The following is a 13,907-nucleotide window of genomic DNA, read 5'->3' as shown; positions in this document are numbered from 1 at the left end:
TCATGAAAATTCCAATCCTTTTCGACACCAATGCCAACCGTCATGCCGCGCATTCAGCTCGCAGCACCAGCGCGATATTGCACGATGCGCCAGTGATCCGCGATCCGTATGAGATCGGCACCGTCACGAACCCTCAATGGATGGATCCCGAACAAAAGCAATGCATCCGCTGCACTGTGACGTTCCCCAATCATCCGATGGGCATCACGGAACCACAGGTCTTCTTTGCTATGCCCACTGATGTTGAAGCGCACGGTCGGGCGTTATTCGCCCGATTGGTCGCGGGCGAGTTCGGTCCAATTGCGAGTTACGTGGAGGATATGGAAGTCATCGCAGCCCAAGCGCGCGAGCAGCGCGACGAACGGCTCGCCGCGACACAGTGGCTAGTCGATCGGCATCGTGACGAGCAAGACGCGGGCGTGCCGACGACGTTGGATGCTTCCACTTTCAAAGCGCTCGTCGTCTATCGCCAGGCGCTTCGCGCAGTGACCGCTCAACCCGGCTTTCCGAAGCACATCGTGTGGCCGGTTTCACCCCTGTAAATTTCTCATTATGAACACTTGATATGCCGCTCAAAAAAATCGTTGAAATCGCCTCGATTGGCGTTCCTGCATCGTTTCATGTCGTCCGCCGAGTGACCGTCGATATGCAGTTGAAGCAGAGCATCGTCGAGGTCGCAAGCTTCTACAACCGCGAGGTCGCACAACAAGGCGCGCAGTCGATCGGTATCGCGACCGTCCAAATAGAAGGCGTGCCGGGTAAGGGGGAAGACCTGACTCGATTTGCCGAACGAGTGCTGATCGAACAGCCCCCTGAGCGCATCGACTCGTCCGCGCTCCCGCCCAATCGGTTTGTGTTCACCGAGGCCGAAGTGGTGCCTGACGTCACATCCTCGTAAGCCTCACCTCCCGTATCTACTCACCCTCATCATCGGAGTTTCGCACCATGCCAACCGATTATCACCACGGCGTTCGTGTTATCGAAATTAATCAGGGCACGCGACCCATTCGCACCGTGGCCACCGCTGTGATCGGCGTGGTGTGCACGGCAGACGATGCGGACGAAAACGCCTTTCCTTTGAATACGCCCGTTCTGCTCACGAACGTCGTCGACGCGCTAGGTAAAGCTGGAAAGAAGGGCACGCTCTCCACCACGCTTCGGGCCATCGGTGCACAGACCAAGGCCCTCACTGTCGTCGTGCGCGTGGCCGAAGGTAAAGATCAGGACGAGACGGTCGGCAATGTGATCGGGACCGTGACGAGCGACGGCCGCTACACCGGCCTGAAGGCCTTTCTTGCCGCAAACGCAAAGCTGCATGTCACGCCGCGCATCATCGGTGTGCCGGGACTGGATCGGCCGGAAGTCGCCGCCGCCATGCTGCCGGTTGCGCAGTCGCTGCGCGCGATGACGTATGCGTTCGCGTGGGGTTGCAAAACCAAGGAGGAGGTCGCCGCGTATCGAGACCAATTCGGCCAGCGCGAGATCATGCTCCTGTGGCCTAACTTCATCGCCTGGGACACCGACACGAAGAAAAACGTCGAGGTTCCGTCAGTGGCGTACGCATTAGGTCTGCGTGCGAAGATCGACGAGCAAATCGGTTGGCACAAGACGCTCTCGAACGTCGCCGTCAATGGCGTCGTGGGCATCTCGGCTGACGTCTCGTGGGGCCTGCAAGATCCGGCTACCGACGCGGGTTATCTCAATGAAAAAGGCGTCACAACGCTCATCAACAAGGACGGCTTCCGGTTCTGGGGCTCGCGCACCTGCTCCAGTGATCCGCTGTTTGCGTTCGAGAACTCGACGCGCACCGCACAGGTGCTCGCCGATTCGATCGCGGAAGCACAAATGCCCGTCGTGGACGGGCCGCTTCATCCGTCACTGCCTCGCGACATCATCGAAACGATCAACGGCAAATTCAGGGCGTGGATTTCACAGGGCTATCTGATCGGCGGTTCGGCCTGGTTCGACCCTGCGCCGAACACGACCGACATCCTGAAGTCGGGGCAGTCGTTCATTGATTACGACTATACGCCGGTGCCGCCGCTTGAAAACCTCGTGCTGCGACAACGCATTACAGACCGATATCTCGCCGACTTTGCCTCGCGCGTGGGCGCGTAACTATCGGAACAAACAGCGCAAACAGCGCAAACAGCGCAAACAGCGCAAACAGCGCAAACAGCGCAAACAGCGCAAACGGCGCAAACGGCGCAAACGGCGCCTCACATTAAGCCTCAACGGATTGTCGTAAAGGAGCTAAAACATGGGTATGCCTCGCAAGCTCAAAGGATTCAACCTGTTTCACAACGGCGAAAGCTTTCTTGGACAAGTTGCCGAAGTCACACTGCCCAAGCTCACCCGCAAGATGGAGGACTATCAGGGCGGAGGCATGAGCGGGCCGATCAAGATCGATTTCGGTCAAGAGGGCATTCAGATGGAATGGACGTGCGGTGGCTTGATGCGTCCTGTACTCGCCCAGTATGGCGTGACCACGCACGATGGCGTGTTGCTGCGCTTTTCCGGCGGCTACCAGTCCGAAGACGCAACCAGTGTCGATTCGGTCGAAATCGTCATCAAGGGTCGGCATAGCGAGATCGAGATGGGCACAGCGAAGGCCAAAGACGACACCGCGTTCAAGGTCACGACCGTCGCAAGCTACTACAAACTGACGATCAACGGTCAAGAGCTCATCGAGATCGACTTCATCAACTCGATCGAAAAGATCAACGGCAAGGATCTATTGGCCGCGCTTCGCAAAGCGATCGGCATTTGAGCTGGGGCGCAGCGCTCACAGTTCCTTCACCACTTTGACTGACAGAAATGAATATGGAACCCAACCAAATCGATAACGAACCGAAGGCCGATGCAAACACGCACACGCTCGACACGCCATTGGTGCGCGGCGAGCAGACCATCACCACTGTCACGCTGCGAAAACCCAAGTCGGGCGAGTTGCGCGGCGTGTCGCTGTCCGACCTCGTGAACCTCGATGTCGCGGCGCTCTCGAAGGTGCTGCCGCGTATCAGCACGCCTACGCTCACCGAGCACGATGTCGCCAACATCGATCCCGCTGATCTCGTCGAGTTGGGAGGCATCTTTGCGGGTTTTTTGATGTCGAAGGCCGTCAAATCGAAACTGGAATCCCTGAAAGGATAGAAGATGCGATGGCCGACATCGCCGTGGTCTTTGGTTGGACGCCTGCGGTGATGGATGATTTCAGTCTGGCCGAACTGATGGCGTGGCGCGAGCGGGCGCGGCAACGTAGCGGGAGCGAATAGCGGTGGACAACGCATTGAAACTTCGGGTTATGTTCGACATGGTGGACAAGATCACCAAGCCCCTGAAGACCATGCTCGCGGGCAACAAAGCGCTCGCCTCATCGCTCAAAGAAACGCGTGCGCAGTTGACCAAATTGAGCAGCGCGCAGAAAAACATCGCCGCGTTTCGCGAGCTTTCCGGTAGCGTTGCCAAGACGACTGCTGAAATGAAAGCTGCTCACGTCTGCGTGGGCGAGCTCACGCGCGCGCTGCACGCAGCAGGGCCGCCATCGAAAGCCATGATTGCCGATTTCGAGCGGGCCAAGCAAGCGGCCGCGACGCTCACCGCCAAGCATAGTCAGCAGGTTGCGAAATTGGGCGAGTTGCGAACGAAGCTATCGGATGCAGGTGTCGCGACATCGAGCCTGGCTCGGCACGAGCGCGAACTCAAGACGAGCATCGACGCGACTAAGGAATCGATCGCGCAACAGCACAAGCAGCTCGAACAGCTTGCGGAGCGCGAGAAGCGCATCGCGGCCGCCCGCACAAAGATGCAAGCCATACAGGGCGTCGGGGCCAACATGGCCATCGGCGGCTATGCGGCCAAGAGCACGGGCACGCACATTCTGGGCGGCCTGGGTGAGACGCTCGGCGAGGCCAAGAAGGTCCAGAATGAGATCGCACGAATTCAGGCTCTGGGCTTGGGCGAGCACGCCACGCAGGACGCCGTAAAGTTCGCACGCGGCATGAAGGTGTACGGCGCGAGCACCTCCGACAATATGACCATGATGCGCGACTCGATGTCGATCTTTGCCGATTCACACCATGCAAAGGTTGCAACACCAATCCTGTCGAAGATGAAGTTTGCGAACGACGTCGTGTACGGTGGAGAGCATGCCGAAGACAATGAGCGCATGTTCATGAACATGCTCAAGGTGATCGAACTGCGAGGCGGGACGAAGGACCAAGCGACGTTCCTGGATGAGGCCAACCGCGTTCAGAAAGTGATATCGGCGACCGGCGGGCGCGTCGGCGGCGATCAATGGATGGAGTTTATTCAGCGCGGCGGCGTGGCCGCCAAGTCGCTTTCCAAAGATGCGTTCTTCTATCAGATGGAGCCGCTCATTCAGGAGATGCGCGGCAGCGCCGGTAAGGGCCTCATGTCGGGCTACCAGAACTTGATCGAGGGGCGCACGACCGTACGCGCCGCGCGCAAGCTGATGAATCTCGGACTGCTCGATTCCAAAAAAGTCGAATACGACAAGAACGGCCACGTCAAGGCATTCGCCGATGGAGCGCTGCTCAATTCGGAACAGTTCAAGTCCTCGCCCTATGAGTGGATGAAGGAGACGTTGCTACCAGCGCTTGCGAAGAAAGGGATCACCGACGAGAAAGCGATCGTCAGCACGATCGGCTCGATGTTCACGAACTCGACCGCCTCGAACTTGTTCACCACGATGTTCTTGCAACGCAATCAGATTGCAAAGAACGAGCGCCAGAACAAGGTGGCGGCGGACATTGATACGCTGAGCGGCATTGCGCAGGAGCAAACGAGCGGCAAAGAGCTTGCCGCAATGGCCAAGCTGCGTGACCTCAAAAATGAGATTGGTCAGCGCGTCACGCCGCTGTATAACGCGGGGCTCGACAAAACGCGCTCGCTAGCCGAACGGTTGCTCACCGTGGTCAAAGCGCATCCGGGCGCGGCCAAGGCCGTCATTACCGTGTTAGCGGTATTCGCCGCGCTACTTGCCGTGTGCGGGACGTTGACGATTGCTTTGGCGGCCATCCTTGGGCCGCTCGCGTTGCTGCGTTTTAGCATGGCGGTGCTCGGCATGAAGGGCGGTCTCTTGACGCGAGGGCTGGGGCTTGCCGTCGGCGCGTTTCGGATGTTTGGCTCTGCCGCCATGTTCGCCGGGCGAGCGCTGCTGATGAACCCGATCGGGCTTGCGATCACGGCCCTCGTCGCTGTGATCGCCCTGGCTGCGTACGCCATCTACACGCACTGGGACACGATCAAATCCGGTGCGTCATCGCTCTGGGAGCATATGCGATCGACGTTTGCCGGGGGCGTGGCATGGCTCAAAGCACTCCCCGCTTCGATGGCGACGATCGGGACGAACATCATCTCTGGCCTGGTGAGCGGCATTACGAGCAGTATGGGGTCGGTCAAGGATGCAATCATGAACGTGGCGAGCTCGACCGTCGGCTGGTTCAAGGCAAAGCTCGGCATCCACAGCCCAAGTCGCGTCTTCAGCGCGCTGGGCCACTTCGTCGGAGAGGGCGCGGCGCTCGGCATCGACCGCGCTCAGGAGCGTGTCGCACGCGCGGCCATCGGCCTGGCGGCAGTCGCGGCAAGCTCGTTCGCTGCGCCTGCGATCGCGGCAGTGCCGCAGCTCACCAAGTCTATTGAGCCTACCGTCGCGCTGACACGTCCGCGCGTGCCAATCGACACACGCGGACCATTGGCGGCAACGGCAACGGCAACGGGTAGTGCGGCAAGCCGCGCTACCGATGCAGTCACGATCAACATCTATCCGCAGTCAGGCATGGACGCGCAGGCCATCGCACGAGCCGTTGCGGCTGAGCTCGATCGCCGTGAACGCGCAAAGCAGTCGCGCTTGGGCTCAAGCCTGCGGGATAGAGCGTAAGCACGAGGGAGCCGCCATGATGATGTCGCTGGGACAGTTCGTCTTTAGTCTCAAAACCGCGCCGCTCAAGGAATTGCAACGCCAGCGCAACTGGAAGCATCGAACCAGCTCGCGCATTGGCGTGCGTGATGCAAGTCAGTACGTGGGCGTCGGTGACGACACGATCACGCTCAATGGCATGATCGCGCAAGACAATTCAATTGGCGCTATCGCCTCGCTGGGCGAGCTCGCGAACATGGGGGACACGGGCGAGGCGCATGTGCTTGTTGACGGCGCGGGCACCGTGTACGGCGCGTTCATCATCGAGAGCTTGAATGAGACCGCGAGCTATCACACGCGTGATGGTGTTGCTCGCAAGATCGAGTTCAATTTGTTGATCAAGCGTGTCGACGACGATGCGTTAGCGAATGCGCAAGGTTCCTGAGCATGACCGTGCACGCACGCTTACAACCGCAAGCCGACTATCGCATCACGCTCGATGGTCGTGATCTGTCGCGCCTGATCGCGCCCAAGCTCATCAGTCTGACGCTCTCGGAGTCGCGCGCCGAAGAATCCGACACGCTTGATCTCGTCATCGACGATTCAAAAAACACATTTGCCATACCGAAACGCGGTGCAAACATTCGCGTGGCGATCGGGTGGGTTGGGGAGTCGCTTGTTGACAAAGGTGTCTTCACGGTCGATGAAATCGAGCATAGCGGCGCACCCGATATCATTACGATTCGCGCACGATCAGCCTCCATGACGCATGCCATGCACGAGCGGCGCGAACAAAGCTGGCATGGCCAGACACTCGGCGCGATCGTGCGCACCATTGCATCACGGCATTCGCTGAAAGCCGCGGTGAGTGAGGTGCTCGCTTCGGTCGCGATCGCGCACATCGATCAAACACATGAGAGCGATATGTCGTTTCTCACGCGGCTTGCCCGGCGCTTCGACGCAGTGATGAACGTCAAGGATCTGCATCTGCTCTTCATGCCAATCGGCACCGGCAAGACGGCGAGCGGGCGGGCGCTTGCCGAGGTGAGACTCACGCGGAAGGACGGCGATAGCCATCGCTACCACGTCGCGCAGCGCGAAAGCTATTCGGCCGTGCGTGCGCATTGGCATTCCAACGGTGCGGGCAAGCGCCGGTCCGTGGTAATCGGCGGCGAGAACAATCGGAATGTAAAGGTGCTTCCTGAAGACTATGCGAGCGAAACCGAGGCGCAAGCAGCAGCAAAGGCGGAATATGCACGAATGCAGCGCAGTCAGGCAACGATGGACTACACGTTAGCCCGTGGCCGCGCCGATCTGTTTCCTGAAGTTCCAGTCGCGCTCGCTAGTTTCAAGCGTGAAATCGACGACACGCCCTGGTTAGTCAAACGGGTCACGCACACGATGACGGGCGATGCCGGGTTCACAACCACTATAGAGCTAGATGTGCGCGACGATCCGGCTTCCGAGCGGCATCGATCGCACTTTGGGAAACATGGTGCTTGACTCGTTCAAGCGAGGGAAGCCGTCGCCTTGTTCAAACTGAGTCTTGGGACAAAGGACCGCTATACCGAGCGGACTTCTAGTGCAAGGCATGGTTTAGCACCACGTGCCTGCAAGATAGCGTGATGCTTCGATAACGTTTCATTGAAAATTTCAAAGAACAGAGCGCTCGTGCTTAAAAAAATTTAAGTCATCTCTTCTCGTCTTACCTTTAGACTAAGCCTGCCCGCACGGACTCTATGCGGGCCCGGCCGCAATCATTTCTCATGTTGAGACTCATCGGCGGCCGGTCTTTAGGAGCTTGTCATGCTGAAGCATCTTGCCTCGAAACTCCGAGTCATCAGTTCGTTTGCTATGCTTAGCGATAGTCATCGAGGTGACGTCTCCGTCAACTGTGCGCGGACGAATGCAGCAGAAAGCCGGCACAATGCGCTATGCGACGCACTACCGTTAAGGATTTCGCGTATCTTTCCTGCGTTCGCTAAGCGAGGGCTATGGAAGCGAGCGGGAAGGCAGGCGTTACTAATTGCGCTGCTCGAAAGTGCTCCGATTGTATTCGTTGTCTCCTCAGTTTTTAGCTCGACCGCCCATGCCGCGGAGTATGTAGTAAAGGAGATATCGAAAGACGGAATAACGTACGCTTACCTTCCAAGAAAGATCCTCTCAGATATTCCTTTTGAGCAAGCACCCAAAGGCCAGTTCCTTATTCGCAAAGGCTCGCGCCCTGCGGCTCTTAATGAACTGCACAGGCGAGTGTGCGAGAGCGCGGGAATGCGCGACGTTAGTAACGATCTTGATTCGGTCGTCTCGAACTCATCGATCGATGCGCTACTGTGTGCGGGAGATAAAGTCGGTGCCAAGGGCCAGAAAAAGGGCGCACGCAAACAGCCACCGAATCTGCCGGATATACCGCAAGACGCAATTGTCTTCGAACTGGAAAAGCACATAAAGGATGTGAAGCAGATTCCCCATCCCGAAGCTTCCGATGGCACCGGAATTACCCAAATCAAGGTCGACGCTCCGGACACCCACGCCGGAGCAGGTGGGCTGTATTCGGTCACCGGTCAGGCTACGTTTTCCAACCTACCCCCGGATCCATGGGCATTAATGAGAGTATGGATTGACGAGCCGGGTCCGAATCCGCCTAGCGCAAAGTGGGAGGGCCCGATTCGCCCCACGGAAAAAAACCTAACGTTGTCCGTTGAGTCCTTCGCAGAAAGGGGAGGTGAAACTTACCACGTTGCGGCTTGCGTCGACCGTGTTTGCGATAGCGCCGATGGGCACATCTATCATCATCATTGGCCACCGCGCAAGCAACGGTCGCAGCTGGGACGACTTGTCTCAGCAGAATGATTTGACGGCGATGAGTTGATCGCACCGGAACAAGCCGTCGTTGACCGGCAGTGATTAAGCCATCAGACAAGCCGTCGCTTATTGGAAATCGACACTCACGAGAGATGCACATTTTTGCAAGCGCGCTTCTTGAGCAAGGAAGTTTAGCTCGCAATGTCCTTCGCGGTTACAGCTTGCGTTCAGTATCGCGGACGTCCCGGCTGCTTTCGATTTTGTGCTTCTTTTCGGACAGGTCATATTGTTGAAACGACGTCTGAACTGTTAGCGTCGTATGTTAATCATCCGAATTACGAGGCAAAATGGAACCGGGTTTCAGCTTTGACCGTCTAGACATGACGAGGTATATGGAAATCGTGCTTGCCTATTTGGCAGAGCACTCTCGAGGAAACGAGCGAATTCTTGATATTCCAGCCGGGTGCGGCGTCTTTGGTTCCACACTCGAAACGCTAGGACATCAGGTGGTGAAAGCAGACATCAACGGTTGGCCAGGATCCATTCGCGCGAACATGGAGGCTCCTCTACCATGGCCTAACGGAGAGTTCGATGTCGTGACGTGCCTCGAAGGGATCGAGCATGTCGTTAACTCGATAGGTCTAATGCGGGAATTGGTTAGAGTGACAGCGCCGCAAGGCCGGATAATTATTTCGACACCAAACATCGCTAACCTTTATTCTCGTGTTCAGTTTCTTTTCACAGGTACGTTCTTTCAGTTCGGCGCGAACAACATGCGTCAAAGCAATGGGACATTGCTCGACCGCGGCCACATCAGTCCATATACGCCTCTTCACCTGATCTATTTCTTTGGTTCCATGGGATGTAGACTCACTGAAATATGTGTCGACCGATCAAAACGAAAGGTGCTCATACCGCTTTACCTAATGATGAAACCGTTCTCGTATCTTTGGACGGGTCGCATTGCCAAAGGGACGCCGCCTGGTACATATCCGGGGGTCAGCTCACTTACCAAACTTCTCAACGGCTACAAACTCATGTTTGGTCGCTCGCAGATTCTCGTCTTCGAAAAAGACGGCTGAGGCTGCAAACGCATGATGTGTCATCTCTGACTCGCCTTGCCGGACGATTCGACGCGATGGTGACGTCAAGGATCTGCACCTGCTCTTTATGCCGATCGGCACAGGCAAGACGGCAAGCGGGCGCGCCCTTGCTGAAGTGCGTCTCACGCGTAAGGACGGAGATGGCCATCGCTACCACGTCGCGCAGCGCGAAAGCTACTCGGCCGTGCGGGTGCATTGGCATTCGAACGGTGTCGGCAAGCGGCGGTCCGTTGTGATTGGGGGTGAGGACAATCGCAACGTGAAGGTGCTGCCGAAGACTATGCGAGCGAAGCCGAGGCACGAGCGGCAGCGAAGGCGGAATATGCGCGGGTGCAGCGTAGTCAGGCAACGATAGACTACACGTTAGCCCGTGGCCGCGCCGATCTTTTCCCTAAATTACCCGTCGCCGTCGCTCGATTTAAGCCCGAAATCGACGACACGCCCTGGTTGATCAAACGGGTCACGCACACGATAACGGTCGACGCTGGCTTTGCCACTTCGATCGATCTTGAAGTGCGCGCCGATCCGGCTTCCGAGCGGCATCGATCGCATTTTCGGCATCATGGCGCCTAATCTACGTTGGCGTGGAACCGGCTGCTGCAAAGAAATAAAATTGCTAACGCTATCGGAAGGCCGCGGGGCTTGGCGTCGGCAGTATGCTGGTAGGGCCGCCGGGAAGCGTGAGCGCGGGGACAGCAGGAACGGCGAAAGGTGCTTCGTCGCTAGGACGTTCTTTCGGCGAATGTTCTATCGTGAGGCAAAGAACGAGCAAACAAAGCAGCAATACGGTGAGGCAACCAACATACCAGTTCCTCAGGAATGGAAGCGCCTGTGAAGCGCGGTGGTTCAACACGCCAAACAATGGCCGCGTGTAGGATTTAGTGCGCTGCGCGAAACTTTCCTCCCAACCGCCAAGAAATGCCATCACGAGCGTGAGTTCAGATGCCGTTATGGCGTTGATGCTTTCAAACCCGAACTTCGCACGTAATATTTCGGTCAGTCGCAATGTGTCTAGGCCCGAGCGGCTTGCAACCGAAAAGATCTTTCGCGTTAAAGACTGAATCTGCTCTTCATCGATCGACCCTTCCGCAGCGCCTTGCCGATCAAAATTGACATACAGATGGATTTCTCCGACATTCGAATTGACGTCGCCACCGGCCACCACACCGACGTTACTTCGGAACTCAAATTTTGTCTTCATAGTTGAACTAGATTTTCCGTCCTTTAGTCACCGGTTTTCTTTTTGGATTTGCCCATTTCCATGTTGATCGTAAACGGGCCTTGCACGTCACCGCTGACCTGCTGATTGATCCGTGCGCCTCTGAAATCTTGCTGAGCCTTGATGGTGGCGTTACCCGCTGTGAGTGCGGCCTGAACTGCAGCTCGCACACCGGGAATAGCTTCGCGATAACGACGAACGAGATCGGTCTCATCAGCAGACAGTGTGGAGACGTCGCGCCGTCCGGTAAGGATGTACAGAATATCCACTCCATACGCTGCGATGGCTTCTAAGTATGTCGCATCGGGTCGTCTTGATCCGTTCTCGTACTTCAACTGACTTTCCTTCGTCACGCCCGCAACGCCGGCGAAATCAGTCTGGTTTAGCCGCAAGCGCTTTCTCTCTTCTCTAAGCCGCTCAAAAAAAGTAGACACTAATTCACCATATGGTTTGACAGGTGATCATTCGTTCACTATTATCCTGTGCAAGGTTATCGACTGGAGTATATCCGCCGTGCTTTCGAAGAAAATCCCTTATAGACGCGCGCCCAAGGGCGTGCTGTCCGCCAAGCCTGTCTACATGCGACTCATGCCGAATGAGCGACGCATGCTTGAAGAGCTGTCTGAGACGCTCAACAGTTCCACCTCCAGCGTGGCGCGTTCGATCTACCTCGAAGGCATCGACTTCTACATCGCAAAAGTTAGCGGCTCGACGACTCATAAGCACGCAAAGATCATTGCGGGAGGTTGAGCGATGCGTCACCCTGCCCTTATCGAGCCCGCGTTGCGGCAGTCGCTGCACGGCCCAAAACGCCACGAGGTACAAGCTGCCCTAAATTGGGACGACTCTCAGGTCAGTCGATTCTTAAGTGGCGGCCAAGGGGTGGTCATCGACAAACTCGATACGCTCGTTGCTGCTGTCGGGTTTGTGCTGGTGACCCGTAAATATCTTGATGCGATGGCCACGCTTGGGGAGGTCGGAGTTCATTGTGAATGCGCCCGACAAGGTCATGGCGAATGTCGCCGCGTGCAAGGCTCGGGTGAACTTTGAATCGCCGTGCTGAATGGGCCCGTGCCCGTATTACCGAAACGGAATCGACGTGCTGTGCAAAGTGCAGACAACCGGCGCTGCAGCAGCGCATGTCGACCTAAATTGGAGTGAACCGATATGGCAGTCCTGAATCGGTGCCCGCATTGTCGTTCTCGCGCAGTCGCGCGTAGCAGTCACGAGATTTCGCTGACCTTTCGCGAGGTTACCTATCAATGCACGAATCCTGAATGTGGTCACACATACGTCGTGAATATGGAGTTTGCCCGCACGCTTTCTCCGTCCGCCACACCAAATCTCGATTTGAAGTTGCCGCTCTCACCACACGTGCGTGAGCGCCTGGCTCAACAGCTAGATCTGCCTCTGTAGCAGACAGCCACTCGATTTCTTTGTCTCTTGCATCGTGCCGCCACGGCGCGAGGGATTTCCTTTGCCCCTCAAAACAGGAGAGTTGCATGACGTCAGAGTCTTCATCCGCTGTGCTTGTGTTCAAGGACATCGAATTCGATGTCGTCGATATTCGCAATGTGCCGTGGCTCAGGGGTCCCCAGATCGGGGACGCCTTGGGCTACGAGAAGGGCCGTATATCCGTCCACAAGCTATTTGAATCCAACGCTGACGAGTTCACAGACGCGATGACGCAACTCGTCGAGTTGGATACCGCCGGCGGCCGCCAGCAGGTGCGCATCTTCAGCCCGCGCGGTTGCTATTTGCTCGGCATGCTGGCCCGCACGGAGCGTGCGAAGGCCTTTCGCGCTTGGGTCCTCGACGTGTTGGAAGGTCGGCAGGTACCGCAGCAGACCGGACGCTTGAGCGTCTCACAGCGGCTGGCAGCACTGCGCTACCGCGGCACGCTTGCCAAAGACCTTTCTCGGACCAGCGAGCGCGGCCTGGCGCTCGAACTTCACGCGAACCTGCGTCATGTCTCCCGGCTGCTCGGCATGCCAGTGTCCGAAATTGAAACGCTTGCGCCGGGACTGAAGCAACAGTCGCTCGGCCACTAAAACGGAGACCGACATGGCACGTCTTGCATCAGCGCCCGTAGCTATCCCGTTCGATCCGGCGAAAGCGTCTTCTCATCAAAGGGTCGAATACCTGCACGCTCTCTGGCACGCTGATATCGATCCGTTTGTGTTCGTCGGCGTCGCACACCGCTTAGGTTACTCGTTGCGATGTTATTGGGATGTCCGCGCCGACATGCCTGTGCTGACCCCGCTCGTTCTTCACTGACGATGCGCGAGTCGCTGAGCGAGACTGATCTGCGCGCGGCTTGGAAGCACTTGCGCATGGTTGGCGACTTCGACACGTCAATGCGCCATCGCGCTGTACGGCTTGCCGTCGAAGCTGCCGCGCACGCGTGGCGCAACCGTGAACAAGCGCGTACGCGGCAGGCGCTCGACGCCAAGCGGCGCGCTGCGAACGATATCGACGATTGAACCGAGTGCGCCGGCAGTTCGGCGCTCAATAACCTTTCCCTAGGCAGTTCCGCGCCTTGCAACGGCACGGTGCCGAGGTTTTCCCTATCTGGTTGATTGCGCCTTCTCTTTTTCAGTTGAGAGACGGCGTCCTTGCTAGAGCGGAGGTACACATGAACCATTCCCAAGAGGCCACACCGCACGATGCGGCATTAAGAGCAGCCATCGCGTCTGCGGCTGCGGTCCTTCGATTTGACAACCGGCCTGGCAGCGTCGCGCGGCAAGCGACGCTCAGTCTGTTCGTCGCGGCGCTAAGCGATCGCCTTGCCCTTGCCTTTCCACAATCAGCGGAGGCGCTCAATGCGGTCGTGTTCAGCGCGCCAACGGATGGCAATCCAATCACTGCAAGCGCGCAGCATTCCGGGCTACACGACTAA

20 protein-coding genes and 1 pseudogene are annotated in these 13,907 nt (G+C 57.4%); 19 read left to right on the top strand and 2 right to left on the bottom strand.

Annotation, left to right across the window (positions count from 1 at the left end; genetic code table 11):
* The first annotated feature begins 2 nt into the window (after positions 1 to 2).
* The 12 genes and pseudogenes from NCT04_RS14305 to NCT04_RS14250 all read left to right on the top strand — a co-directional run.
* A complete protein-coding gene (locus NCT04_RS14305; protein WP_250466107.1) occupies positions 3 to 542 on the top strand; it encodes a phage tail assembly chaperone in 540 nt (179 codons plus the stop codon).
* Positions 543 to 565: 23 nt separating this feature from the next.
* Positions 566 to 898, top strand: coding sequence for a hypothetical protein (locus tag NCT04_RS14300; RefSeq protein ID WP_250466105.1), 333 nt, complete (start codon positions 566 to 568; stop codon positions 896 to 898).
* Positions 899 to 945: 47 nt separating this feature from the next.
* The gene (locus NCT04_RS14295) at positions 946 to 2,118 is read left to right on the top strand and encodes a phage tail sheath protein (RefSeq protein WP_250466103.1); all 1,173 of its coding nucleotides are present in this window, start codon (positions 946 to 948) and stop codon (positions 2,116 to 2,118) included.
* Positions 2,119 to 2,260: 142 nt separating this feature from the next.
* On the top strand, positions 2,261 to 2,770 hold the full coding sequence (locus NCT04_RS14290) for a phage major tail tube protein (RefSeq protein ID WP_250466101.1): 510 nt from the start codon (positions 2,261 to 2,263) through the stop codon (positions 2,768 to 2,770).
* Between the two features lie 53 nt (positions 2,771 to 2,823).
* Positions 2,824 to 3,153 carry a phage tail assembly protein gene (locus NCT04_RS14285; RefSeq protein ID WP_350030012.1) on the top strand — a complete coding sequence of 110 codons (330 nt, stop codon included), beginning with the start codon at positions 2,824 to 2,826 and terminating at the stop codon, positions 3,151 to 3,153.
* A gap of 8 nt (positions 3,154 to 3,161) precedes the next feature.
* On the top strand, positions 3,162 to 3,275 hold the full coding sequence (locus NCT04_RS14280) for a GpE family phage tail protein (RefSeq protein ID WP_250466098.1): 114 nt from the start codon (positions 3,162 to 3,164) through the stop codon (positions 3,273 to 3,275).
* Positions 3,276 to 3,277: 2 nt separating this feature from the next.
* Positions 3,278 to 5,902, top strand: a complete 2,625-nt coding sequence (locus NCT04_RS14275) for a hypothetical protein (RefSeq protein ID WP_250466096.1) — start codon at positions 3,278 to 3,280, stop codon at positions 5,900 to 5,902.
* 16 nt (positions 5,903 to 5,918) lie between these two features.
* Positions 5,919 to 6,326 carry a phage tail protein gene (locus tag NCT04_RS14270; protein ID WP_250466094.1) on the top strand — a complete coding sequence of 136 codons (408 nt, stop codon included), beginning with the start codon at positions 5,919 to 5,921 and terminating at the stop codon, positions 6,324 to 6,326.
* A gap of 2 nt (positions 6,327 to 6,328) precedes the next feature.
* Positions 6,329 to 7,384 carry a phage late control D family protein gene (locus NCT04_RS14265; RefSeq protein ID WP_250466092.1) on the top strand — a complete coding sequence of 352 codons (1,056 nt, stop codon included), beginning with the start codon at positions 6,329 to 6,331 and terminating at the stop codon, positions 7,382 to 7,384.
* A 303-nt stretch (positions 7,385 to 7,687) separates the two neighbouring features.
* Positions 7,688 to 8,734, top strand: coding sequence for a hypothetical protein (locus tag NCT04_RS14260; RefSeq protein WP_250466091.1), 1,047 nt, complete (start codon positions 7,688 to 7,690; stop codon positions 8,732 to 8,734).
* A gap of 299 nt (positions 8,735 to 9,033) precedes the next feature.
* Complete coding sequence (locus tag NCT04_RS14255; RefSeq protein WP_250466089.1) at positions 9,034 to 9,768, top strand: class I SAM-dependent methyltransferase; 735 nt, start codon at positions 9,034 to 9,036, stop codon at positions 9,766 to 9,768.
* Between the two features lie 5 nt (positions 9,769 to 9,773).
* Positions 9,774 to 10,362, top strand: a pseudogene (locus tag NCT04_RS14250) (phage late control D family protein); the annotation flags it as partial.
* Between the two features lie 49 nt (positions 10,363 to 10,411).
* On the opposite strand, the gene NCT04_RS14245 reads toward NCT04_RS14250, so the two are convergent.
* Positions 10,412 to 10,990, bottom strand: coding sequence for a hypothetical protein (locus NCT04_RS14245; protein WP_250466087.1), 579 nt, complete (start codon positions 10,988 to 10,990; stop codon positions 10,412 to 10,414).
* 23 nt (positions 10,991 to 11,013) lie between these two features.
* Positions 11,014 to 11,442: a helix-turn-helix domain-containing protein gene (locus tag NCT04_RS14240; protein ID WP_250466085.1), complete on the bottom strand. Its 429-nt coding sequence runs from the start codon at positions 11,440 to 11,442 to the stop codon at positions 11,014 to 11,016.
* A 79-nt stretch (positions 11,443 to 11,521) separates the two neighbouring features.
* Between NCT04_RS14240 and NCT04_RS14235 the strand changes: the two genes are divergently transcribed.
* The 7 genes from NCT04_RS14235 to NCT04_RS14205 all read left to right on the top strand — a co-directional run bounded on the left by NCT04_RS14235 (position 11,522) and on the right by NCT04_RS14205 (position 13,907).
* Entirely contained in the window at positions 11,522 to 11,758 is a 237-nt protein-coding gene (locus NCT04_RS14235; protein WP_250466084.1) for a hypothetical protein, read from the top strand.
* Positions 11,759 to 11,761: 3 nt separating this feature from the next.
* Complete coding sequence (locus tag NCT04_RS14230) at positions 11,762 to 12,058, top strand: DNA-binding protein (RefSeq protein WP_250466082.1); 297 nt, start codon at positions 11,762 to 11,764, stop codon at positions 12,056 to 12,058.
* A gap of 117 nt (positions 12,059 to 12,175) precedes the next feature.
* Entirely contained in the window at positions 12,176 to 12,424 is a 249-nt protein-coding gene (locus NCT04_RS14225) for an Ogr/Delta-like zinc finger protein (protein WP_250466080.1), read from the top strand.
* An 86-nt stretch (positions 12,425 to 12,510) separates the two neighbouring features.
* On the top strand, positions 12,511 to 13,059 hold the full coding sequence (locus NCT04_RS14220; RefSeq protein ID WP_250466078.1) for a BRO-N domain-containing protein: 549 nt from the start codon (positions 12,511 to 12,513) through the stop codon (positions 13,057 to 13,059).
* Between the two features lie 13 nt (positions 13,060 to 13,072).
* Positions 13,073 to 13,285 (top strand): hypothetical protein, encoded by a 213-nt coding sequence (locus tag NCT04_RS14215; protein ID WP_250466077.1) that lies wholly within the window; start codon positions 13,073 to 13,075, stop codon positions 13,283 to 13,285.
* Between the two features lie 2 nt (positions 13,286 to 13,287).
* Complete coding sequence (locus NCT04_RS14210; RefSeq protein WP_250466076.1) at positions 13,288 to 13,491, top strand: hypothetical protein; 204 nt, start codon at positions 13,288 to 13,290, stop codon at positions 13,489 to 13,491.
* A gap of 152 nt (positions 13,492 to 13,643) precedes the next feature.
* Positions 13,644 to 13,907, top strand: coding sequence for a hypothetical protein (locus NCT04_RS14205; protein ID WP_250466074.1), 264 nt, complete (start codon positions 13,644 to 13,646; stop codon positions 13,905 to 13,907).

Origin of the sequence: Caballeronia sp. GAFFF2 (assembly GCF_023631485.1) — a bacterium.
Lineage (GTDB): Bacteria > Pseudomonadota > Gammaproteobacteria > Burkholderiales > Burkholderiaceae > Caballeronia.
This window is presented reverse-complemented; position numbering and strand designations above follow the sequence as displayed.

Excerpts from the sequence above, each read along its gene's own strand:
- NCT04_RS14280 (WP_250466098.1), top strand. The coding sequence starts at position 3,162 with ATGGCCGACATCGCCGTGGTCTTTGGTTGGACGCCTGCGGTGATGGAT.
- NCT04_RS14255 (WP_250466089.1), top strand. The coding sequence starts at position 9,034 with ATGGAACCGGGTTTCAGCTTTGACCGTCTAGACATGACGAGGTATATG.
- NCT04_RS14285 (WP_350030012.1), top strand. The coding sequence starts at position 2,824 with ATGGAACCCAACCAAATCGATAACGAACCGAAGGCCGATGCAAACACG.
- NCT04_RS14205 (WP_250466074.1), top strand. The coding sequence starts at position 13,644 with ATGAACCATTCCCAAGAGGCCACACCGCACGATGCGGCATTAAGAGCA.
- NCT04_RS14225 (WP_250466080.1), top strand. The coding sequence starts at position 12,176 with ATGGCAGTCCTGAATCGGTGCCCGCATTGTCGTTCTCGCGCAGTCGCG.
- NCT04_RS14305 (WP_250466107.1), top strand. The coding sequence starts at position 3 with ATGAAAATTCCAATCCTTTTCGACACCAATGCCAACCGTCATGCCGCG.
- NCT04_RS14295 (WP_250466103.1), top strand. The coding sequence starts at position 946 with ATGCCAACCGATTATCACCACGGCGTTCGTGTTATCGAAATTAATCAG.
- NCT04_RS14220 (WP_250466078.1), top strand. The coding sequence starts at position 12,511 with ATGACGTCAGAGTCTTCATCCGCTGTGCTTGTGTTCAAGGACATCGAA.
- NCT04_RS14290 (WP_250466101.1), top strand. The coding sequence starts at position 2,261 with ATGGGTATGCCTCGCAAGCTCAAAGGATTCAACCTGTTTCACAACGGC.
- NCT04_RS14245 (WP_250466087.1), bottom strand. The coding sequence starts at position 10,990 with ATGAAGACAAAATTTGAGTTCCGAAGTAACGTCGGTGTGGTGGCCGGT.
- NCT04_RS14265 (WP_250466092.1), top strand. The coding sequence starts at position 6,329 with ATGACCGTGCACGCACGCTTACAACCGCAAGCCGACTATCGCATCACG.
- NCT04_RS14260 (WP_250466091.1), top strand. The coding sequence starts at position 7,688 with ATGCTGAAGCATCTTGCCTCGAAACTCCGAGTCATCAGTTCGTTTGCT.
- NCT04_RS14230 (WP_250466082.1), top strand. The coding sequence starts at position 11,762 with ATGCGTCACCCTGCCCTTATCGAGCCCGCGTTGCGGCAGTCGCTGCAC.
- NCT04_RS14300 (WP_250466105.1), top strand. The coding sequence starts at position 566 with ATGCCGCTCAAAAAAATCGTTGAAATCGCCTCGATTGGCGTTCCTGCA.
- NCT04_RS14210 (WP_250466076.1), top strand. The coding sequence starts at position 13,288 with ATGCGCGAGTCGCTGAGCGAGACTGATCTGCGCGCGGCTTGGAAGCAC.
- NCT04_RS14215 (WP_250466077.1), top strand. The coding sequence starts at position 13,073 with ATGGCACGTCTTGCATCAGCGCCCGTAGCTATCCCGTTCGATCCGGCG.
- NCT04_RS14270 (WP_250466094.1), top strand. The coding sequence starts at position 5,919 with ATGATGATGTCGCTGGGACAGTTCGTCTTTAGTCTCAAAACCGCGCCG.